Consider the following 21,656-nt stretch of genomic DNA (forward strand, 5'->3'; position numbering starts at 1 on the left):
ATCGTCCTAAATTACATAATTATTTAGTTATAAGGAGAAATATCATGATGACATCATGATAAAATAAGGTAAGACAGTACATTTTTCGGCATAAATGAATCCTAATAGCTCAGGCGTCAGTGAGACTCTGGCTGCAATCATGTTCGGGCTCCAACGCGCCGCCAACAAACGCATCACTTATGCATCTATGGCGACAACACTTGGAGTATCCCAGCGTGCATTCTCAGAATGGATGCGTGGAGCACGCGAGCCCGCCGCGATGGAGGCGGTTTTGCGAATGCTTTCAATGCTCCCGGACGAAGAGGTCTCAAGAGTGTTGAAGATTTGGCGAGCGCAGACCAAGCCGGCTGACGAGCCCAATGCTCATGTACTGCAGAGCCGAAAAATGGAGGGTAAAAAAACCGTCAAGAAGGCACTAAGTAATAGTACTTCTACAAAGACACTCAATACCAAAGTCGTTAAGAAACCAGCACAAACGAAGCCAGTTCGAAGGAGAACAAAAAATGGATGAGATCCACTTTTATCGCGCCAATGAGAAGCCTTACGGTGTTTTTAGTAATCTGTGCAAGCGCACAATTACATTCGAAGGCGATGAGTACCAAACTTCAGAGCACGCTTATCAAGCGGGTAAGGCCAGGAAGGAAGCGGTTAAAAAATGGTTGATGGACGCGCCGTCGCCATCACTTTTGGCTATGGCTGCACATGGGTTGTATGTGTGGGACGTTGCACCGAATTGGTCGACGACCAAATTTGATAGGATGCGTGGCGTGCTGTATGCCAAATTTACGCAGCATGAAGATCTTCGCGACCTTCTCCTGTCTACCGGCAATGCGCGCTTGGTCGAAGTCGCTACCGTAGACAACGCAGTTAATCGACTTTGGGGCGAGGTGAATGGAGTCGGTCAGAATATGCTGGGCGTACTTTTGATGGAGCTGCGTGAGCAATTACGTGCTGAACTCAAAGCGCCAGCTAAACAGAAGACTCAGGCCAAGCCAAAGACTGAAGCTAAATCTAAGCCGAAGGCAGCGACGAAGACGAAGGCTGAACCTAAGACGAAGGCTGAGCCTAAGCCGAAAGCCGTAGCTAAGCCGAAAGCTGTTACAAAATCAAAAGCCGACGCTAAGCCGTCAAGCGCACCACGAAAATCAGTGCGCGAGAGGCTCGCAGCATAAGGATGTAAACAGCGCATCTAAGGATTTCGATGACTGGGCAGAATGCAATCGGTCTGCTCTGTCATCGCTTCCTGCCGCTGTTTGCTCGAAAGGAGAAGTCATACCACCTCGTATCAAAGTGGCCAGTTTAATCAGCGTCTCCGATGGGTGGCGTCGAGCAAGACCTCGCGCACCTTTTTCCATACAGTTTAAGGCTGCGAGGATTTGTCCGAAGCGTAACGATTCCCTGATCCGCCTGGTAGAAATACGGGCATTCCCCTGGCTCTCGAAAATACTACCTACCAGGGCGTACAAGAAGCCTGATGTGCACCAGTCGCCGGCGCCCGCAGTGTCCGCAACGTACGGAATATCAAAGGCGCTCAAGTTGTGCCACGTCGAGGGAGAGTCGGCAAGCCTAAATTGCAACCCTCGCTTGCCATGCGTCTGTATCTCCACATCCACCGAACTCAGATCCACACCTTCAATATCGGCGATTCGATCATCAGCGTACTTGAGGATATGCGCAGCACGGACGCCACGTCTGAAAGCTTCCAAATCACTTCCAACGGTTGAAGGCTCAAACACAACAAGCGAACCCACCTCCCGATATCGTTCTGCTAGATCCAGGGCCCAAGGTGTAACGCGGTCGAAATAAAAGACATCAGGCGCTTCGATCCTCCGAAGATCGGACATAACAGTCCCGTCATCACTGGGGGGAACGAATCCGCGCTTTAAGCCACAAATTGGGCAGCGGAAACTAAACTCGTGGCTATGGCCGCTCTTTGCTGGATACTGATACACCACCGGAGTGGATAATTGCTCTGACTGCAATAAGAACTGTGTATTGGCACCGAGCTTTCCAAACTCAATTTTAATGCGTGTCGCAGCCTCATCCATTCCAAGCTGTGCAACAGGAGTGGAGGACCAACCCAAATGGCCCAGAATAGCCAACACATTGCCTGCAGAGCCGCCTAGGGCAGTCTCAACGTTACCACAGTCATCCGTCAGTAGGACGTCGAGCGCAACCAGTCCTGTGCCAACAATAGTTGGATGGTGTAAATGGCTATGTTGTTTATTTATCTTGCAAATTCTCATAGAGTCCTCCGGCAACCCAAATATGCCACTTCCTGTCGGCTGATGGGATGTCAATCGGATCGGGCAGTGCTGATTCCGTAGTATACCCAATCGACTCGACATACAAGAGGGGAAGGTCCAAAGCAATCGCCGCCAGCACCATTCCCAAGCTACCTAAGCGCCAGCCAGAAGGTGAAAGCACTGACACCGCTTCTTTCTTCGTGGCTGCAAATACTTCTCTTCTAATGCATTCTAATCGCACGATGGAATAGAACACGTCCATCGGGTCGCCCTCATGAGCGTAAATCACATTCAAGCGCTCATTGCCAACATCTTCCCGTAGGGCTTCTCGACACTCAAACAGCAATTCATCTCCACGCCGAGGATGCACAGACGGAAATGGCACAATAGGGCAAATTTCCGCCAGCGCGACGTTGAGCTTTGACAGATGACGATACATTAAATCGAGCTGTGACGCACTTCCGTGTGCCAGTTGCGGAATCCATAAGGTCAGTGCTTCTGACATGGAGTCTAAGCCCATTTTGCCATTAAAACCGTGAATCCAGTCGGCACGGTCATTGGACTCTGCATTGAGCTTGACCGACCGATGGTCATTGCTTGCGACTAACACATGAACATTTGCTCCATACCGCTCGCCAATATCCATCGCTTGGCGCAGGAGCGGAAAGCAAATGCCGCGAGACATGCCAGAACCATCGATGACAATGTCGCTGTATTGGTCGCTGTACCAATGGCGTGCAATGTTCACTGCATTGCGGCCGGCGACCGTAGCATTGTCCTTTGAGATGACTTCGACGTCATGGAACTCGAAGGAGCCGGCTGGCAGATTAGATTCGAGCCAGGTTCGATGACGCATCCCCAGTTTTTCTACAATGGCACTAGTGTTGGGGCGTTGTTCGATCAAAAAACGAAAGTCGACATTGGACGTGCCAGAGAGCTTGTACGCGAAATAGAGACTGCTTGGCTCGATCCCTACCGTACCGATGAAAAGCACCTTCTTGGCACGGCACAGGTGCTGCTCGACGAATTCATCAACGTCCTCGGCCCCATGGGAGATGCAATGATTTAAATTAAAGCTTGGCATCGTCGCTTAAGCACTCCATCAAATCCGAAATATGGCCTTCGCAGAAACCACCGCGGGCCAACGTTAAACCATTAGCGATGACGGGCAATCCACCTAACTCAAAGACGCACCATATCCTCTTTTTGCAGGGATATTCCTCTTTGATGGAGAACGCGTTATAAGCCTGGGCGTAATGCATGATTTGGATTAAGCTGCCTCCTTCCCTCCTGTGCCGATCCATCTCCGATTGAGGGATGCCATATGCATTGGCGCCGGCGCTCAGTGATGCATTGGGCTCAAGGATTCGCGCCAGGCTACGCTTGGCGATGAAGGAGACAAGCTTGCGCACTGATTCACTATGAGGAAAGTCCCATGCAGAAATAGTGTCGCTGGCGCGTTTGGCTAGCGTTTGATGCTGGATCTTTGCGTCAAGTCTGACTCCTTGGTTGCGCATCAGCTTCGTTTCAATAACGTCGACCAAGGAGCCGGCTAAACTGATAAATTGCTCGATGTTTTCGTTACTCGCATCGGCCACCATGTCAAAGCCGAAGAAGTATGGTCTCTGGAACTCGTGATGAAGCTGGAGGCTGGCACCCGTAATCACCGCAGACCTAACCTTTTTACGGCCGTCCCCGGCGTCGGCCTCCTCTTCGATCTCCTCGGGGTCATCCGGCTCGTCATCATCGGACTCATCGGCATTCTCACTGGCTCCTCCGAAGAGGTCAGTTTGAGGCGATCGCTTCATCTCCCTGTGGACCAATATTCTCAGCGCAGCCTGGTGTTGGTCTGGCTCAATTTCCGGAGGGATTGACGCTTCAATTTGCTTGATTGTGGCAGCATCAATTCCAGACTTCGAAACAACAGCAGCAACTCTGTTAGATAATTTTTCAAAATCACTTGCATTCAAGGCAGGCTCACGAGCATCGAGACACTCTTCTAGGGTGCTTGCCTGACGGCGCAAAGTCGGCATCTGCTCTATATAGCGACGTGCGATGTCCCTTGCGACACTGCGAAAAGGGCGCCGCCGCCTGCCATCACGCTGCATGAGCTTATAAATGTGGTCTCTGCCGAGTGTCGTACCAGCCGCGCGTCTCGCGTTCGTTGACACTGCGGCGCGGAATTCTTCTGGTGCAAGCGCGTCCATGCGAGTGACAATCCAGCGAGCGATCTTAAGCTCCCGATTTCTAAACCAAGTAGAGATGTCTTTAAACTGCTCCGGGTGCAATTCATGGGCATCATCGAGGATGAACAATGGCTTAAGCTTCACCTCATCGTCTGTGACGTCAGGAATACCTTTAATGATGAAGGCTTCGATCGCATCAAATGCTGGGTATGTGTTGAATATCTCCGACTTACCCAGCTCGTCTTCGGTGGGGGCGCCAATGCGGTTACAACTTTGAATATCTGCTCTTCAACGCTCCTGGCAAATGCTCGCAGCTCCTTAGCATCGTTAGCCTTGATAATGCCTCGCAGTGTTTCCAGATCCTCTTTCGTTTTGATCTGAATCTGTTCCGGCTTCACGTTGACCTTCTCAAGCTTACGGAGCCATCCCAACACGGCACGTGCCTGAATGAAGGATTTTAAAAGGGTAGACCGCGTAGCTTGCGAATATGGGAGCTGCCAAATGTCCCTGAGCGTGGAGCCAGATGGAAGCCTATAAGCGAGGATCGTTGGAACCAGATCCTCGATGATACGGAAGCTTGCGAGCTCCGTAACCAGATTTTTGTTGTCGTTATTGCGCGCCAGCTGTGCTAATGCGACCAGCGTATCGAGTTCAAGTAGTTGCGCAAGGGTGGTTTTCCCACTCCCGGGCGTTCCCACAACCGTAACTGAACGATCAAACAGTTGCTCATGTTCGCCAGAGAAAAATGCATGAACAGGTTCCGCGCTGACGAGCGAAAGCAATGCAGCAGGATCGTCGAAATACTCTGTCGCGCGTTTTTTAAATGGATTGTCCATGTTCTACGTGCCGCTTCTTTCTCGGGAATAGTGGTTTCATAACATGTCGCTCTTCTTCAGACGTTTTAGGACTGACTGAGGCCCACAGGAGAGCGACAGAGTTGTTTGGGGTGTTATGGTCAAGAACGACTGGAAGCCCGCATTGTTTGTATCCAAACCAGATATCCTTGCCAGTGTGTTCGTCTTCGCACGATTCGTCGTAGTAGTGCTCAAGCAGTCGTACCAAATCGGCAGTGGCGGTATTGTCGACGACGACCGCCTTGTCCAACACCATTGAATAAGTTGCGTTGAAGCTAATCTTCAGATCAAGTGTTGCACTGTATTCCTTGAGCAAATCCTCAATTAATCCACGCGATTTTGCAGTACCGATGTAGTGGTGAATCTGGATGACGCAGTCTTCCGTGACATGCTTACCGAATCGCTTGGCTTCGATCATTTGGCTGATGAAGGTCGGAACTTTCCCCTTCCATTTTCCCTTGTCTTTACGAATCAAGCTGGAACCTGACGCGGTAAAATCATCGACGAGGCAAATTCGTTCAAATATTGGCGGGACGTTTTCGATGTGCTCTTTTTCGAATCGTTCGACTAGGCCCTCATTAATCTTTTTCCACTTGTCGGGAGAAATTTCTGTCGCGGCCACGATCTGCTCATTGGAAATGTCTCCTTCGTTCAGGCGCCGCAAAACATCTGTTTTTGCTCCATCGCTCAGGCCAATGAATACGGTGCGCCGATTCATAATCTTGACTCGGCGTTCCGCTTCCGCATGTCCCCATGTTGCGCACATAGGGATACCCAATTCATCGGCGATGGCACGCCGGTTATCTCGGCGCAGACGTGGAACTGTCAGGCCGACAAGGTGATGCATTTCGCGCTGGCTAATGAAGATAAGCCTCGTTCGAATTAAATCATAAGCCACGGCACGATCGGCTGGATTGAACTGCGCCATCCAAGACAGCAGATTGACGAAGAAGCGCGAGCCAGGGTTGTAGCCCTGGTAGTGGTCGTACTTGTACTCAACCACGGTACGAAGCCAGGCAAATTCTTCAGTGGCTTGAGCATGATCCCAGCCCATTAATTCCGCAAATAGTCGCTTCCCCAGCTGCGCTTTCATCGAATCTCCCGCATGTCCATAAGCGATGCGCGAACTTCGCGCAAAAATTTCTCGGAAAAATTTGCTCTGCCATCGATGATTTCCAAAGATGACAGATAGTGGTGGGTGCCGGCCGCGCCGTACTGCCTATCGGATAGCAGATTCCAGCACGAAGGCTTGAGTGGAGACACTGCGGCCACACTTAGGCCAATTCCCTCCGACAGAAGTTCGTAGTCATTTCCGCTAAAGTGGCCTGAGTCACCGATGCGCAAGATCTGGTCTTCGGCGTGTGCTTCTATCAGGCCTGCAAACGCATTAACAACATGGATCTTGCCAGCGTTGTCAGTCAAGACATCGACGGAGTGCGCTGAGCAAAACACTCGCCAGTCGTGATAGACATTCGTTTTGAGCCAGTGTGAGATTGCGGACGTAATGCTTTCCTTCGAGTCTTTTCCGGCTAGACGAATACTCATTTGCTCGCCCTCAACCTTTACCGCCGAAGGAGACGAAGACACGATGCCGTGTTCGACTAACCACGTACGCAGTGATGCAAATCTTGGGTCAACCTGTGGCCTGATGAAATCGTCACTAAGCCATGAAATGACGGAGCCTGAGTAATATCCCATCAGCACTCTATCCCAGTGTTTTGGTTGTAATGACTTACGCAAGTCTCCTTGCAGCGAGTCACCCCGACCGGAAGCAAACGCGACCGGAAGACCACCTTCAATCACTCGCGATATCTCACTAGCGACACGGTAATCGAGTCCCTCGAAACGGCGTGGCGTGAAACAGCACGTGCCATCGAAATCGAACACGATGCCCTTGAAGCGTGCAGATTCCAAGCGGGACACGAAGTCGAGGCCGGCAGCGACCCATGAGTCCAGGTGTTCTGGCTCAACATCAACCAAAGGAATTTTTCCAAACAGGTGCTCTGGACGCGTCTGCGCATATTTATCTAGCGAGCCCCTGACATCGATGTTATACAGCGCGCGGCCAAATTCAGGAACATCTGGTTGGCCAACATCAATGTCTCGTGCGAGCGAAACAGCTTCGACAATCAGCATCGCATATATAACCCCCACGAGTTCACCGAGGGCAAAGTCAATAGGCAAGACCAGTTTTAGAACCTGCACTTTTTTCGGAAACTGCTCGATCGTCGCGTCCATCAGCGCTTGATCCTTGTCACTACCTAGCGCGATAATGACCGGCGGCTCATCGACGGCGAGCTGTAAGTGCCGGCCATGAGAGAACTGTCGGTAGTCGACGGGCTGGCAACTGCCCAGCGCTCCTTCCGAAATCTTCGATTCGAGATCAATTGCAGCGCTTTTGCCGCTTCCTCCGTACAGAACAACCACGCCGGCGCCGGCTGCAGCCCGTGCAAGCGCGCTCGAATTTGCCAGTTCCTCGCGCCGTTGCAAAATCCATTGCTCATTGAGCATCGATGTATGGAACGGTTCATCAGCATCTGCATAGGCCCTGGCGAACAGGGTCATCATCGCGATCAGACTATTCGTGGCAAGGTAGCCGTCCTTTTGCCAGGGCATATCAAAGCCGATGGGTGTGGCGGCGCCAGAACTCTCACAGTACTCCAATAACGGATTATCAGAAGTGAGCGTCAGCGAGATGTTTCCTCTGTCTATGCCGACAATAGTCTCAGCAGCAGCCAAGATGTCCTTGTTTCGCCCCTCGGCTGAAAGAAATATGGCTGCGACGTCGTCAAATTGAGGGCCGGTGCACACTTCTAGTGGCGTTACAGCACGGCTCAATCTGCCGAACTTGCGCTCATGAAGACCTGCCACGAATGTCGCCGCCGTTGATGAGCCTCCTGAACCCACGGCGAGCACAGACCGATCATGGCAATATTGGATGCCAACTTTGAGCCGTTTGATTTCTTGACTTTGAGCCCAATGCAGTGTTTGGGGAATGGCCAACAACTCAGAACTATAGGCTTTGCCCACAGCCATACCTCTCGTATAGATTGCAAAAAATAACTATCGGTTATCTTCGCACAAAGTTTCCTTTTTGAATCTATCCAAAAGTCACCAAGTAAAATTTGCAAAGTTGCATGTGGTCAGAAGAGTCTGGTACTAGGCCGTAGCTCCCCACGCTGAATGAAAATAGGTGTTGGCTGTCGCCGCATCGCACTCAGTCGTTTAAAGGGCGGCAGCACTCCGCCTTGCCTTGCCATTTTTTAGTGGGATGATAAAGGCAGCTACAATGTGTTCATGAGCCAGCGTGAATCCGACTTCTTAGAACCAACTAAACGAGCCTTAGCTTCGCGTGCTGGTTGGTGCTGCTCATTCACTGGTTGTGGGAAGCTGACTATCGGGCCGAGTGACGAGTCTCCCGAGTCCTCTGCCAACATCGGAGTAGCCGCGCATATTTGCGCTGCCTCGAAAGGGGGACGGCGCTATGACGCTGACATGAGCCCTGAACAACGCCGGGGCATCGGAAACGGCATCTGGTTGTGCGCGGATCACGCTACTTTAATCGATAGGGATGACGTAACTTATGCCCCCTCGGTTCTGCATACGATGAAAAGAGACCATGAAGCGGCCTGTGCGAAAGCTGTCCGCAGTGGCACAGGCGTTGACTTCGCTGTGCAACTATTCGCTGTGGGGCCAGAGCTGGTTTTTACAGGTGGGTTCGAACGGGTCGATGCAGGTTCTTGGACATTGAAGATTAAGCATTTTCTAATCGGGAACTTCCAAGAACTAGTTCTCTTTGTAAGTGACTTTGAAAACAGCTCAACTGACAGACACTACATTCTTAGCAACGAGCTTGGAGAGGGCCGGCAACTGGCCTCTGCTCCAAGCCTGAATAGGCAGCAAAATGGATGTTCCTTGGTCTGCTACGTTGCACCAAGTGCGTCACGCGTGGACGCGCAGAAGATAGGAAGCGGCATCGCAAGCCATCCGGAAAACAATGACATCTATCTTGATGAGACCGGGAGCATCGCAAGGGTTTCAGGGCTAGATTACTTCCCTCAACGGGTGCAAGAGCTATTGTCAATGCAGCGCGGGGAAAGCATATACGAGCCTCATTGGGGCGTATTATTTTTCGAGTATTTCTCTGAGTTCAATGAGTCCCCCTGGCTTGACCCGCTGATGAAGCTCGAAGTCATTCGGCAGGCATCTATACCATTGAAGACAAGCAGCTCCAATGGGACGCGTACACCACTTCAATGCGTTACTCGCGTTTATGATGTGGTACTTCTTTCGAAACTTGCTACCCAAAATAGGTTGCCCATTCGATTGGACTTTGAAGTCCAAGGGCATGGGCGTTGGCAGCGAGAGGTCTCAATTTACATGCCGACTGAGGAGCAGATGACCGAGGTCAAACAGCGGTTGGAGGCATATCCCTATAGTGTATTGCGATCTGATTGAGAATACTTCTTACTGGGTGGTGGTAGCATCAGTTAGGAAGTTTTTCACGGATTCTTCCGTCAGCTGCGTCCTGGTCTTATCGTAGCTATGTATGTAGGTAGCGACTTTGACCGATTCGTGCGAGAACGCACGGGCGATTTTTTCTTTAAGAGCACGGCCCTTTGCCTCCGCGATAATATCCAGCGTAGTCTCTAAGATCGCGAAGGTGCCGGCTCCGCTTCCGGACAACAGCACTGAGCGGAAACCTGGATCTTTAGGTCTGCACTCGATCTCGATCCAGTAATGGTCGGCGCCGTTGATGGTGAGGCGAAGAATCAGCGCACTCCGATAAACGGCACCGCTCTTACTTCTGCCGTTCTGGTATATCGCACGCCAGCCTATGCTTGGAGGGCGGTTATTTTTCAATGACTCCCGGTCGATAAATTTCCAGCAGCAGTGACCATTTCTATCCGAAATTTGTCCCGATTCCAGCGGGGCGACTTCCGCGATCGCGGAGATAAATCCATTCTTTTTAAGGTTTTCCAGAACTTCAATGGCGCGTTCAAATCGAGCGTTTGATACCCGCACCAGGGTCACAGCTTCAGCTTTCGAAACGGCGTCTTTCTCGTGCGTGTGCGCTCCGGTTGATACGCGTGTCTCATCGTCAGTTTTAGGCGTCCCGGCCGATCCTAAGTACCGGTTGCTAAATAGTTTTTCGAGTTTTATGGTGACGGGTGGGGTATGAAGCCAATTCCATTCGCCACCTCTCATGGTGGTCGTACTTGATTGTGCTTTGGCGTCTTCTCCCTGCGTTAGTGAAGTCGTTGGATCTCCATCTCTAGGTTTGCGTGGCTGTGAATAAGGCTTATCGAGTTCTACCGGCACTGGATTTTGTGAATCATTTGCGTCATTAGTGCGGGAATGCCCAATGATGGGGTAATGCTTTGGCCAACTGCCACCCGAAATTTCCGTGACAAGAAACTTGCGGTGTTCCCGCCGCACCCCGGCGGCGTCAAAAAAGAAGCGTGGTTTGAGCGCAATACATCTTGTCTCAAGAAGAAGCCGCTCGTTCACCGCCTGTAAAGGGATTTCCGCGCTGGCATACCAAGGCTCGCGAGGATTGCCGGCCATATCTTGTAAGCTTTTCGTGTACAGGGACTCTGCGCGGGCTCTACCGTACTCATCAAATAAAAGTACTGCTAAGATGGGGGCATAATTATCCGGCACGAGAGTGCGTAGGATAATGTTCCATTGTCGGCCGCCATCGATAATTTCTGTCCGCAGGCCAGACTCTATGTCGTTCAGGCAAATAACTTCTTCTAGATATTTCCCCCACGAACGACCGCACGTTACCTTCGCGATTTCAGTGTGCTGCGCGTAGAACGCTTTTAAGATCGTGGTACGCGGTACAACGTAAGTTTCTTTATCCTCGCCATGATCTCGGGTGTGCACCCAAAGACGTGATTTGCTAAAGAAAACGTTGCGTAGCGTATGGTCAGTTACCCCCGCATACTCCCCAATGTTCAGCGTGCGGTGGCGTGAATTTTCGGGCCAGCCTTGAGGTGGTGGAGTATCCTCGCCAGCCTTAAACTCCATCGAATCGAACTCGCCTGGTGCGAGCACTATGACCTTTCGACAGCGCGGCAGTTGCCCTACCTTAACGCCGTTCTTAAAAACAAAGCCAACGGTAACCAATGGGAGGCTGCCCACCAATATCTCGACGAATTCGAACCGCGGCCATGGATCGTCGCGGCGCTTGCCGATGACGTCTTGGCAGGACTTCTCTGTCATCCGAGCTAGTTGGGCGACGCTCATTGGAGGCAAGCGCTGCAGCATGACTTTCACTGCCGCCGATCTCGTGCCTTCGTGCGCCTGGTGGAACTGGTCAATGTGCTTAACTGCCCAAAGACCGTCATCTTGAGGGAAATTTTCGAATGGTTCTTGGTTACTGGACATGATTTACCGTAGGGCAACTGATGCCCTAATGTAACTCAGTCGTCGATTTAAATGGCCTTCATTTGAAAGTAAAACAGCCACAATGCGCCTATTTTTTACATAAAGCTAACGCATTCCTTTCGAAGGAGCAACGAATTTTGTATTTTTGTTTTCTTTTTGTTGTTTTTACGAAACATCGTCTCTTGCCAGTCCAGGTGCCGCCCGCCTTTTCCGTCTCCGAAATAGGGGTTGTGAAGTTATTTGGGGCTTGTCGTTTAGAAAGTTATGCCAAGATAATCATGGGACTGGGCAGTTGGCACGCCGAACATCACATCAATTAGGTATACATCCCTTGCTGATCGAAACTTCTTTGGTTGCAAACGATGGCTCCCGCAAGGAGTCCGTGTCTTTCGACATTCCCGATAATGAGTGGGAACAATTTCTTCAGTTTCGCCGGCATGCCGATAATCTTCGCGCGACGCGATTCGTTCAGGAGCGACATGGCGGCAGTATTAGTCTCAGGTGGGTCGCCGGTGGGAGTGCTCATGTGACCACCAAGCACGTTGATGAAGAAGCTGTATGGGCAATGCTACTCAAGTTGCGCCCGTTTGTGCTGCAAAACGAACTCAGCTTTGTACCGTCGACAATCGGTGCGTTAAAGAGGCGGTTGACTCATGTGGCATTCCACCGGCACCTCGATTTGCTGCGTGATGCATATACGCTCAAACAGTTGGAGCGGCGCCTAAATCTGCAAGGAATGGGGCGGCCTCCGCTTTCATATCAAGTAGTGATGGACTGGCTAAATTCGTATCAGTATCACTTTGACTCAACTAAACGTGCGGCCGTTGAACGGGACATGGGGTCACTCGGTAATGTCCAGAATGGCGTTGGCGCGGTTCTTATCGCTCTTGTGGAAATGATACAGTCGTCGTTATCAACCGGAAACTTTATCGAAACCCTGGAGCGATGTGTGGAAGGAACTATGCCGGAGATTTCCTGCCCGATTGAGTATTTTGAGGTCAGTCGAAAATAGCGTGCAAACGGCTATTGAATGCGGAGCAAGACCGCTCGGCGAAGTGAGCGGTTTAAGTGAGCTTACTGCCAAGCGCCGAGAACATCTCCGGATCAACCAGGTCTTTCAGTGGGACGCCAAGAGCATCCGATAACTGCCCCATATTGTCGATCGAGACATTACGAATTCCTCGCTCCACTTCACTGACGTACGTTCTGCTGAGGTTCGAGCGAAATGCCAACTCCTCCTGAGATACGTCCTTCAATCTACGAGCCCGTCGTAAATTGGTGCCGAATATCTGCCTCGGAGTTGGGGTGAGTGGGGGCTTTTCCATACCCCACAGCATCATTGGCCTAGCTACGAACGTCCACCAACTTAATAATTCATTTGGTTAACTTTAAGTGACATTTAGGTTATTCTTGGATTTATTCTGCCTTCTATAGTTGGAAGTTATCCATGAGATCTACCGTAAATTGCCAAAGTTGCTCCAGTTCTGTCGTTCCACGTCTATGGCACTTCCAGTCCAGAATTCCCGGGCGATATATGAAGACTCAGCACATCTGTCCGATTTGCGGATCTTGCATGTACGAGAGCGGCGGAGAGATACACTGGACTGGACACGTTTTAATCGTTTTCGGACTCATGTGCGTGAGTGTGGTTGCTACGGTCATGCGGTGGCACCAGGATTTGATGGCCTTGCCGTGTTTCCTGTACTTGGGATACTTGCTTTTTAAACTAATCCTTCGAGCAGCTCGATTCATTTTGGGGATCTTCCGCCGGTAACGGTGGTTCACTTTCGCCAGGGAGTCTCATAAGTCGCCACCAGGCATTCGCAGTTCCACTCGAACTGAATAGTTCGCGCCCGCGAAGGGGCTTCCCAAATAGAGAGGTTCTTGCATGTTCGACTACACTATCTCTATCTACATAGTGTGATCGCGTGGGAGTTGAAATGAATGAAAAAGCAACCGACGAAGTCAAGATCGCAAAGTATAAGGCCGATGCGGTTGAGAGCAGAAAGCTCAGTAAGACCAAGGCGAAGTCACCGCTAGCTGTTCAGCCCAAGGACGGCGTGATCACCGTACGATTTGGGGCGGACGCAAACCCATTGTCCGCGTTAGGCGGAGTAGTCAAGGTCCTAGGCCATTCGTGTATCAGCATACCCGAATTTAAGCGGCGTCAAAGTTAGAGCGAAAACGCAAAAATATTGTTTCATCACCGACCACGGTCTAGTTGGACTCGCTGAATACGTAATGACCCGGCGCATACCGCTATGGTTATGTTCAGTTCCATCGCATGCTTAACCCTGCTGTAGACGCCGCGTGACTGCATCATTAGCTAGCCAGCCACCGCGTACTTTGGTAGTCGCCGATTTAGTTGCAAGTCGCCGATTTAGCTGGATAGTCGCTGATTTAACTGCAATTGACAGCCGCCACCGACCAGCGCGGCGCCGGACGAGGTGTGATGCGGCGCGCGGAACGGCCGCTGCTTCCATTGCTCGATACGGAAGGCGCCGGTCAGCGACTGCACCGCAGCCGCTTCCAGCGCTTCCTCGTCGCTCATCTCCGGCAACAGGCCGGCGAAGCGCGAGGCCAGCATGGTCTTGCCGGAACCGGGCGGACCGACCAGCAGCACCGAATGGTTTCCCGCCGCAGCCACTTCCAGCGCGCGCTTGACGAAGAGTTGTCCTTTGACGTCCGCGAAATCCGGGTATTCCGCCGCCACGACGACGGGGGCCGCCTCGTGGCGCGACAGCATGCCCTCCACCGATTTGCCGGCGAAGTGACGGCACACCTGCAGCAGCGAGTCCGCCGGGTAGATGGCGGCGCCGGACACCAGCGCCGCTTCGTCGGCATTGGCCAGCGGCAGGATGAAGGCCAGGCAGCCGCCGTCGCGGCGGGTGGCCAGCGACATCGCCAGCGCGCCGCGTATCGGCCGCAGTTCGCCGGACAGCGATAGCTCGCCGGCAAATTCATATTGGTGCAGGCGGCGCGCGGGGATCTGTCTGGAGGCGGCAAGGATGCCAACGGCGATCGGCAGATCGAAACGGCCGGATTCTTTCGGCAGGTCGGCCGGGGCGAGATTGACGGTAATGCGCTGGGCGGGGAATTCAAAGCCGCCGTTCTGGATGGCGGCGCGGACGCGGTCCTTCGCTTCCTTGACCTCGGTGTCGGCCAGCCCGACGATGGTGAAAGACGGCAGCCCGTTGGCCAGATGCACTTCGACGCTGACTTCCTGCGCCTCCATGCCGGCAAGGGCGCGGCTTTTGAGTACGGCGAGTGACATGGCTGTGCGGCTGGCAGAGGGAACCGGAAGCGACCAGCAGCCAGCGTAGCGCATGTCCGCGCCCTTGCTTTGCGCTAGCCCAAACCATGTGTCCGGGCTGCGCCAGGAAATTACAGCACTTCGCCCTTGGCGATCTCCACCTTGGCGGCTTCCGGCTTGGCGCCGGCGGCCTTGGCTTCCAGTTCGGCCAGGCGGGTTTCCAGCGCTTCCAGCTTGGCGCGGGTCTTGGCCAGCACCTGCGTCTGGATATCGAATTCCTCGCGCGTCACCAGGTCCAGTTTGGCGAAGCCTTGCGTCATCATGGACTTGACGTTCTTCTCGATGTCCTTTGCTGGTGAATTTTCGATGGCCTGGCTGATCTTGCTTTGCAAGTCATTGAAGAAATTGTTCATATCCATAATATTCCTTGATCTGGTTGGTCTGTCGTTGCACCATAAAGGTGCGATACGGCGTTAATCTGGTGCGAACCCGCCGCGCTTTGCTGCTGTGCTCAGGGCAAATCTCACTTTGGCTGTTGTCCGCCATGATACGGCACCTGTTTGTCGAACAACATTAGCTGGCACACATTCTGCTAAAGAACCAATGAATGCTGATCATTGCTTCGCTTAACAAGGATTTTAAACCGCAACTGCTAATCAAGTTCAACTCACTAGGAAAACAATATGAAAATGGCCAAGAACTTTACCCTGATTGCTGCGTTGACCTTAGCATTCGCGTCCATGGCGCAGGCACAGGAGGCGGCACCCGCCCCTGCGGCCAAACCCGACAATGAAGTCAGCTTTAACGCTGCCGTTGTCAGCGACTACCGTTACCGCGGTATTTCGCAAACCCGCCTCAAGCCTGCTATCCAGGCCGGCGCCGACTATGTGAACAACCCGACTGGTTTCTATGTGGGCACCTGGGCCACCAATATCAAGTGGATCAAGGACGGCGGCGGCGACGGCAACGTCGAGCTCGACGTCTATGGCGGCAAGCGCGGCGCCATCAACGATGTGGTCAGCTACGACGTCGGCGGCCTGTATTACTACTACCCGTCGAACAAGCTGAGCACCAGCGCCAACACCTTCGAGCTGTACGGCCAGATTTCGGTCGGCCCGGCCTCGCTCAAGTATTCGCACTCGACCACCAATCTGTTCGGCACCGCCGACTCGAAAAACTCCGGCTACATCGACGCCCAGCTGAACCAGGAAGTGGCCGACGGCTACATTCTGAACCTGCACGTCGGCCGCCAGAACGTCAAGAACAACGGCGCTGTCAGCTACACCGACTACAAGATTGGCGTCACCAAAGATTTCGGCGTGGTATCGGTTGGCCTGGCGGCGGTCTATGCCGACACGGATGCCTACGTCGGGAACGGGAAGAACCTGGGTAAAGCCGGCGCCGTCCTGACCATTTCCAAAACCTTCTAAGCGAGGCCCGTATGAAAATGATTACCGCCATTATCAAGCCGTTCAAGCTTGACGAGGTGCGTGAGGCGCTGTCAGCGATCAACGTGCAAGGCATTACCGTGACCGAGGTGAAAGGCTTCGGTCGCCAGAAAGGCCACACCGAGTTGTACCGTGGCGCCGAGTATGTGGTGGATTTCCTGCCGAAGACCAAGATCGAGGCGGCGGTCGACGACGCCATCGTCGAGCAGGCGATCGAGGCGATCGAAGGCGCCGCCCGCACCGGCAAGATCGGCGACGGCAAGATCTTCGTGTACAACCTGGAACAAGTGATCCGTATTCGTACCGGCGAGACCGGCAACGAAGCACTCTAAGAGGAAGATGAGAATGAAGAAAACTATAACAAGCTTGCTAGCTGGGGTCTCCATGGTGTTGGCGCTGGCCGCGCCCGTGCAGGCGCAGGAAGCCAAGCCGGCCGATGCGCCGGTAGCCACCGCGTCGGCGCCGGCCGCCGCCGCGCCTGAAGCAGCCGCTGCCGCCGTGCCGGCCGCCGCCGCACCGGCCGCGCCCGCCGAAGCAGCGCCAGCCGCCGCGCCGACGCCACAGAAGGGCGACAACGCCTGGATGATGGTTGCCACGCTGCTGGTGATCCTGATGACGATTCCCGGCCTGGCGCTGTTCTACGGCGGCCTGGTCCGTTCCAAGAACATGCTGTCGATCCTGATGCAGGTGTTCATGATCTTCGCGCTGATCGTGGTGCTGTGGTGCATCTACGGTTATTCGCTGGCGTTCACCGAAGGCAATGCGTTCTTCGGCAACCTGCATGACCGCACCTTCCTCAACAATATCTACGACCCGATCAAAGGCACTTTCGCCTACGCCGCCACCTTCAGCAAGGGCGTGGTGATACCGGAGTTCGTGTTTGTCGCCTTCCAGGCCACGTTTGCCGCCATCACCTGCTCGCTGATCGTCGGCGCCTTCGCCGAGCGCGCCAAGTTCACCGCCGTGCTGGCCTTCATCGTGATCTGGTTCACCTTCGCCTACCTGCCGATCGCCCACATGGTCTGGTTCTGGACCGGTCCGGACGCGATCAAGGACGCCGCCACGCTGGCCACCGAAACCGCCAAGGCCGGCTTCCTGTTCCAGAAGGGCGCGCTGGACACCGCCGGCGGCACCGTGGTGCACATCAATGCCGCCGTCGCCGGCCTGATCGGCTCCTACATGATCGGCAAGCGCGTCGGCTACGGCCGCGAGTCGATGGCGCCGCACTCGGTCACCATGACCATGATCGGTGCGTCGCTGCTGTGGGTGGGCTGGTTCGGTTTCAACGCCGGCTCGCCGCTGGAAGCGGGCGACATCGCCGCACTGGCCTTCATCAACACGCTGCTGGCGACCGCTGCCGCCACCGTGTCGTGGGTGTTCGCTGAATGGATCTTCAAAGGCAAGCCATCGATGCTGGGCGGCGCCTCGGGTGCGGTGGCCGGTCTGGTCGCCATCACCCCGGCCTGCGGCTTCGTCGGCCCGATGGGCGCGCTGATCATGGGCCTGCTGGCCGGCGTGATCTGCCTGTGGGGCGTGAACGGCCTGAAAAAACTGCTGGGCGCGGACGACTCGCTGGACGTGTTCGGCGTGCACGGCGTCGGCGGCATCCTCGGCGCGATCCTGACCGGCGTGTTCGCCGCACCGTCGCTGGGCGGCCAGGGCATCTTCGACTACGTGGTCAACAAACCATCGCCGGACTACTCGATCGCCTCGCAAGTGATCGTGCAGGCCACCGGTGTCGGCGTGACCATCGTCTGGTCGGGCATCGTCGCCATCATCGCCTTCAAGCTGGTGGACATCGTCATCGGCCTGCGTGTTCCGGAAGAGGAAGAGCGCGAAGGCCTGGACATCACCACCCACGGCGAATCGGCTTACCATCACTAATTGACATTGTTTTAAGCAAAGCGTCCTGTGGGCTAATACCGTTCAGTTAGCCCCGTCATTCCCGCGCAGGCGGGAATCCATGCTGTGTCTGCCCATTTGGCGCTCCATGGGTTCCCGCCTGCGCGGGAACGACGATGCTTAATATGAACGGTATGCGCCCTGTGGGGCGCTTTTTTATTTCCTGCCTTTAAAATAGCGTTTTTGCCCTCATTTGAGGCATCCGCACGGTAATAAGGAAGTAATAACATGGTTCCCCACCTCGTCACGGCCCTGAGCGGACCCCTGCTCGACCTCGAAGAAAAAATCCTGGCCGCTACCCCTGCAATTGAGCGCTGGTTCCGCCTGGAATGGCAGGAGCATACGCCGCCGTTTTATTGCTCGGTGGACATGCGCAACGCGGGCTACAAGCTGGCGCCGGTGGATACCAATCTGTTCCCGGGCGGCTTCAACATGCTGGCGACCGAGATGCTGCCGCTGTCGGTGCAGGCCGCCATGGCGGCCATCGACAAGTATTGCCCCGATGCGCGCAATCTGTTGTTGATACCGGAAGTTACCCAGCGCCACGCGACTTATTGGCAAAACGTCGCTCGCCTGATGCAGATTTTCCGCCAGACCGGCCTGCACGTGCGGCTGGGCTCGCTGTCGCCGGACGTCACCGAGCCGACGCCGATCGCGCTGCCGGACGGCAATATGCTGGTGGTCGAGCCGCTGGTGCGCTCGCCGAACGGCCGCCGCGTCGGCCTGAAGGACTTCGATCCGTGCACGATTTTGCTCAACAACGACCTGTCGGCCGGCATTCCGGAGATCCTGCAGAATATTCACGAGCAGAGCTTGCTGCCGCCGCTGCACGCCGGCTGGGCGCTGCGCCGCAAGAGCAACCACCTGAGCGCCTATGATGAGGTGTGCAAGAAGTTCGGCAAGCTGATCGGTGTCGATCCGTGGATGCTCAATCCGCTGCACGCCAAGTGCGACGCGGTCAATTTCCGCACCGGCGAGGGCTATGACTGCCTGGCCGCCAATATCGACGCGCTGCTGTCGAAGATCAAGAAGAAGTACAAGGAGTACGGCATGAAGGAGCAAAAGCCCTTCGTGATCGTCAAGCCCGACGCCGGCACCTACGGCACCAGCATCCTGACCATCAAGGATTCCAGCGAGATCAAGGACCTGACCCAGGCGCAGCGCGACAAGATGACCGTCATCAAGGATGGCAAGGAAGTGACCGACTTCATCATCCAGGAGGGCGTGCCGACCTTCGAGAGCATCGAGCATGCGGTGGCCGAGCCGGTGGTGTACATGATCGACCGCTACGTCGTGGGCGGCTTCTACCGCGTGCATGCCGAGAAGGGCGTCGACCAGAACCTGAACGCGCCCGGCTCGCAGTACGTGCCGCTGGCGTTCGCGCAGCAGCACGCGGTGCCGGACCTGAAGGCCAAGCCGGGCACGGCGGCGCCGAACCGGTTCTATGTGTACGGCGTGGTGGCGCGGCTGGCGCTGCTGGCGGCGTCGCTGGAGATGGAGCGCACCGACCCCAACCCCGAAGTCTACTAGCGTCGTCCCCGCGCAGGCGGGGACCCATGCTGAGCGGATCGGCACGCGCTCTCTGGACTCCCGCCTGCGCGGGAGCGACGTGACCGGATCTCGGCTAAAATCAGGCATTACCTCAACCGGATGCACCCATGAAAATCGCTTTCCTCGCCGACCCGCTGTCGACCTTCAAGACCTACAAGGACTCCACCTACGCCATGATGGTGGAGGCGAACCAGCGCGGCCACGAGGTCTACGCTTTCGAGCAAAAGGACATGGCGGTCGAGCAGGGCGTGGTGACGGCCAACGTGGCGCGCATCCACTTCACCGGCGACAGCACCGACTGGTATCGCGCCGACGCCCCGGTCGAAACCAACCTCGGCCAGTTTGACGCCATCCTGCAGCGCAAGGACCCGCCGTTCGACATGGAATACGTCTACAGCACCTACCTGCTGGAGCTGGCCGAGAAGCAGGGCGCCAAGGTGTTCAACAAGCCGTCGGCGATCCGCGACCACAATGAAAAAGTCGCCATCACCCAGTTCAGCGAGTTCACCTCGCCGACGCTGGTGACGGGCGACGAGGCGCGCATCCGCGCCTTCCAGAAGCAGCACGGCGACATCATCCTCAAGCCGCTGGACGGCATGGGCGGCACCGGCATCTTCCGCGTCAAGGCCGACGGCATGAACCTCGGCGCCATCATCGAAACGCTGACCGGCAACGGCAAGTACACGATCATGGTGCAGCGCTTCATTCCTGCCATCGAAAAGGGCGACAAGCGCATCCTCGTGATCGGCGGCAAGCCGGTGCCGTTCTCGCTGGCGCGCATCCCGCAGAATGGCGAAGTGCGCGGCAACCTGGCGGCCGGCGGCATCGGTGTGGCGCAGCCGCTGACCGCGCGCGACTTCGAGATCGCCAACGCGCTGGGACCGATTCTGGCCGCGCGCGGCCTGTTGCTGGTAGGATTAGATGTTATCGGTGATTACCTGACGGAAGTTAACGTCACCAGCCCGACCTGCTTCCAGGAGATTACCCAGCAGGCCGGCTTCCCGGTCGCCGAGATGTTCATCGACGCGGTCGAGGCGGCAGTGGCCGGCAAATAGTCCCTGATGACAAGAAAACTTTATTCCTCACTGGCGGTTTAACCATATGGTAGGCATACTACTTCTGACGCACGCACCACTGGGGCAGGCCTTTTTGGCCGCTTGCGCCCATGTGTTTCGTGGCCCGACCGAGCACCTGGAAGCGATCGACGTGATCGCCGACCAGGACCTCGGCGAAGTCCAGACGCTGGCGGCATCGGCGATCAAGCGGCTCGACGACGGCGACGGCGTGCTGGTCATCACCGACGTCAAGGGCGGCACGCCTGCCAATTGCTGCAACCGGCTGGCCGACGCCGGACGGGTGGAGGTGATTGCCGGCGTCAGCCTGCCGATGCTGCTGCGCGCCATCACCTACCGCCGCGACACGCTGGATGTGGTGGTCGAGATGGCCCTGGCCGGCGCGCAAAGTGGAGCGGTGCGCGTCGACAACCGGATCCGCGTCGGGGAAACCTGACGTTTTTTAGCAATGCGCAATCTGATTGAGACAAAAGAAAAATGATTCAGCAAGAACTCGAAATTATTAACAAGCTTGGTTTGCATGCGCGCGCTTCCGCCAAATTCACCCAACTGGCAGCAAAATACAAAAGCGATGTCTGGCTCACGCGTAACGCGCGCCGTATCAACGCCAAATCCATCATGGGCGTGATGATGCTGGCGGCCGGCAAGGGCGCCAAGGTCTTGCTGGAAGCCGACGGTCCGGACGAAGCCGACTGCGTCGCCGCCCTGACCGCGCTGGTCAACGACAAGTTCGGCGAAGGCGAGTAATGG

At 55.0% G+C, this 21,656-nt stretch carries 20 protein-coding genes and 1 pseudogene; 11 read left to right on the forward strand and 10 right to left on the reverse strand.

The genetic code is table 11. The features are described 5' to 3' along the window. Positions 1 to 139: 139 nt before the first annotated feature. Together ACRQ5J_RS05305 and ACRQ5J_RS05310 are read left to right on the forward strand one after the other, a co-directional pair. The gene (locus ACRQ5J_RS05305; RefSeq protein ID WP_432381573.1) at positions 140 to 511 is read left to right on the forward strand and encodes a hypothetical protein; all 372 of its coding nucleotides are present in this window, start codon (positions 140 to 142) and stop codon (positions 509 to 511) included. Then, positions 504 to 1,172, forward strand: a complete 669-nt coding sequence (locus ACRQ5J_RS05310; RefSeq protein ID WP_432381575.1) for an NADAR domain-containing protein — start codon at positions 504 to 506, stop codon at positions 1,170 to 1,172. The genes ACRQ5J_RS05305 and ACRQ5J_RS05310 overlap by 8 nt, the downstream gene beginning before the upstream one ends. Here ACRQ5J_RS05310 and ACRQ5J_RS05315 read toward each other — a convergent pair. From ACRQ5J_RS05315 to ACRQ5J_RS05340, 6 genes are read right to left on the reverse strand one after another with little or no spacing between them, the layout of a single operon-like run. After that, entirely contained in the window at positions 1,146 to 2,246 is a 1,101-nt protein-coding gene (locus tag ACRQ5J_RS05315) for a hypothetical protein (RefSeq protein ID WP_432381577.1), read from the reverse strand. The two genes, ACRQ5J_RS05310 and ACRQ5J_RS05315, sit on opposite strands and share 27 nt — an antisense overlap. Further along, positions 2,224 to 3,330 carry a hypothetical protein gene (locus tag ACRQ5J_RS05320; protein WP_432381579.1) on the reverse strand — a complete coding sequence of 369 codons (1,107 nt, stop codon included), beginning with the start codon at positions 3,328 to 3,330 and terminating at the stop codon, positions 2,224 to 2,226. The genes ACRQ5J_RS05315 and ACRQ5J_RS05320 overlap by 23 nt, the downstream gene beginning before the upstream one ends. Then, positions 3,317 to 4,576: a hypothetical protein gene (locus tag ACRQ5J_RS05325; RefSeq protein ID WP_432381581.1), complete on the reverse strand. Its 1,260-nt coding sequence runs from the start codon at positions 4,574 to 4,576 to the stop codon at positions 3,317 to 3,319. Before ACRQ5J_RS05325 ends, ACRQ5J_RS05320 begins: the two co-directional genes overlap by 14 nt. Next, positions 4,573 to 5,268: a hypothetical protein gene (locus tag ACRQ5J_RS05330; RefSeq protein WP_432381582.1), complete on the reverse strand. Its 696-nt coding sequence runs from the start codon at positions 5,266 to 5,268 to the stop codon at positions 4,573 to 4,575. The genes ACRQ5J_RS05325 and ACRQ5J_RS05330 overlap by 4 nt, the downstream gene beginning before the upstream one ends. Beyond that, the gene (locus ACRQ5J_RS05335) at positions 5,252 to 6,379 is read right to left on the reverse strand and encodes a phosphoribosyltransferase-like protein (protein ID WP_432381584.1); all 1,128 of its coding nucleotides are present in this window, start codon (positions 6,377 to 6,379) and stop codon (positions 5,252 to 5,254) included. Before ACRQ5J_RS05335 ends, ACRQ5J_RS05330 begins: the two co-directional genes overlap by 17 nt. Then, a complete protein-coding gene (locus ACRQ5J_RS05340; protein ID WP_432381586.1) occupies positions 6,376 to 8,316 on the reverse strand; it encodes a hypothetical protein in 1,941 nt (646 codons plus the stop codon). Before ACRQ5J_RS05340 ends, ACRQ5J_RS05335 begins: the two co-directional genes overlap by 4 nt. A 465-nt stretch (positions 8,317 to 8,781) precedes the next feature. On the opposite strand from ACRQ5J_RS05340, the gene ACRQ5J_RS05345 reads away from it, so the two are divergent. Then, positions 8,782 to 9,744: a hypothetical protein gene (locus ACRQ5J_RS05345; protein WP_432381588.1), complete on the forward strand. Its 963-nt coding sequence runs from the start codon at positions 8,782 to 8,784 to the stop codon at positions 9,742 to 9,744. Between the two features lie 9 nt (positions 9,745 to 9,753). Here ACRQ5J_RS05345 and ACRQ5J_RS05350 read toward each other — a convergent pair whose 3' ends face one another. After that, a complete protein-coding gene (locus ACRQ5J_RS05350; protein WP_432381590.1) occupies positions 9,754 to 11,679 on the reverse strand; it encodes a hypothetical protein in 1,926 nt (641 codons plus the stop codon). Between the two features lie 331 nt (positions 11,680 to 12,010). Between ACRQ5J_RS05350 and ACRQ5J_RS05355 the strand changes: the two genes are divergently transcribed. After that, the gene (locus tag ACRQ5J_RS05355; protein ID WP_432381592.1) at positions 12,011 to 12,691 is read left to right on the forward strand and encodes a hypothetical protein; all 681 of its coding nucleotides are present in this window, start codon (positions 12,011 to 12,013) and stop codon (positions 12,689 to 12,691) included. A gap of 52 nt (positions 12,692 to 12,743) precedes the next feature. Here ACRQ5J_RS05355 and ACRQ5J_RS05360 read toward each other — a convergent pair whose 3' ends face one another. The 3 genes and pseudogenes from ACRQ5J_RS05360 to ACRQ5J_RS05370 form a co-directional block, all read right to left on the reverse strand. Then, on the reverse strand, positions 12,744 to 13,019 hold the full coding sequence (locus tag ACRQ5J_RS05360; RefSeq protein WP_432381594.1) for a helix-turn-helix domain-containing protein: 276 nt from the start codon (positions 13,017 to 13,019) through the stop codon (positions 12,744 to 12,746). Between the two features lie 1,076 nt (positions 13,020 to 14,095). Continuing rightward, positions 14,096 to 14,953 (reverse strand): annotated as a pseudogene (locus ACRQ5J_RS05365) (YifB family Mg chelatase-like AAA ATPase); the annotation flags it as partial. A gap of 110 nt (positions 14,954 to 15,063) precedes the next feature. After that, complete coding sequence (locus tag ACRQ5J_RS05370) at positions 15,064 to 15,351, reverse strand: accessory factor UbiK family protein (RefSeq protein ID WP_432381596.1); 288 nt, start codon at positions 15,349 to 15,351, stop codon at positions 15,064 to 15,066. Between the two features lie 264 nt (positions 15,352 to 15,615). On the opposite strand from ACRQ5J_RS05370, the gene ACRQ5J_RS05375 reads away from it, so the two are divergent. The 7 genes from ACRQ5J_RS05375 to ACRQ5J_RS05405 all read left to right on the forward strand — a co-directional run bounded on the left by ACRQ5J_RS05375 (position 15,616) and on the right by ACRQ5J_RS05405 (position 21,653). Continuing rightward, positions 15,616 to 16,362, forward strand: a complete 747-nt coding sequence (locus ACRQ5J_RS05375; RefSeq protein ID WP_432381598.1) for a TorF family putative porin — start codon at positions 15,616 to 15,618, stop codon at positions 16,360 to 16,362. Between the two features lie 11 nt (positions 16,363 to 16,373). Then, the gene (locus ACRQ5J_RS05380; protein ID WP_154360515.1) at positions 16,374 to 16,712 is read left to right on the forward strand and encodes a P-II family nitrogen regulator; all 339 of its coding nucleotides are present in this window, start codon (positions 16,374 to 16,376) and stop codon (positions 16,710 to 16,712) included. 7 nt (positions 16,713 to 16,719) lie between these two features. Next, positions 16,720 to 18,264, forward strand: coding sequence for an ammonium transporter (locus ACRQ5J_RS05385; RefSeq protein WP_432381600.1), 1,545 nt, complete (start codon positions 16,720 to 16,722; stop codon positions 18,262 to 18,264). A 246-nt stretch (positions 18,265 to 18,510) separates the two neighbouring features. Further along, positions 18,511 to 19,812 (forward strand): glutamate--cysteine ligase, encoded by a 1,302-nt coding sequence (gene gshA / locus ACRQ5J_RS05390; protein ID WP_432381602.1) that lies wholly within the window; start codon positions 18,511 to 18,513, stop codon positions 19,810 to 19,812. Between the two features lie 128 nt (positions 19,813 to 19,940). After that, on the forward strand, positions 19,941 to 20,888 hold the full coding sequence (gshB, locus tag ACRQ5J_RS05395; RefSeq protein WP_432381603.1) for a glutathione synthase: 948 nt from the start codon (positions 19,941 to 19,943) through the stop codon (positions 20,886 to 20,888). A gap of 46 nt (positions 20,889 to 20,934) precedes the next feature. Then, positions 20,935 to 21,342 carry a PTS sugar transporter subunit IIA gene (locus ACRQ5J_RS05400; RefSeq protein ID WP_432381604.1) on the forward strand — a complete coding sequence of 136 codons (408 nt, stop codon included), beginning with the start codon at positions 20,935 to 20,937 and terminating at the stop codon, positions 21,340 to 21,342. Positions 21,343 to 21,383: 41 nt separating this feature from the next. Beyond that, positions 21,384 to 21,653: an HPr family phosphocarrier protein gene (locus ACRQ5J_RS05405; protein ID WP_432381605.1), complete on the forward strand. Its 270-nt coding sequence runs from the start codon at positions 21,384 to 21,386 to the stop codon at positions 21,651 to 21,653. Positions 21,654 to 21,656: the final 3 nt, after the last annotated feature.

Source organism: Duganella sp. P38 (assembly GCF_050859475.1).
GTDB lineage: Bacteria > Pseudomonadota > Gammaproteobacteria > Burkholderiales > Burkholderiaceae_D > Rugamonas.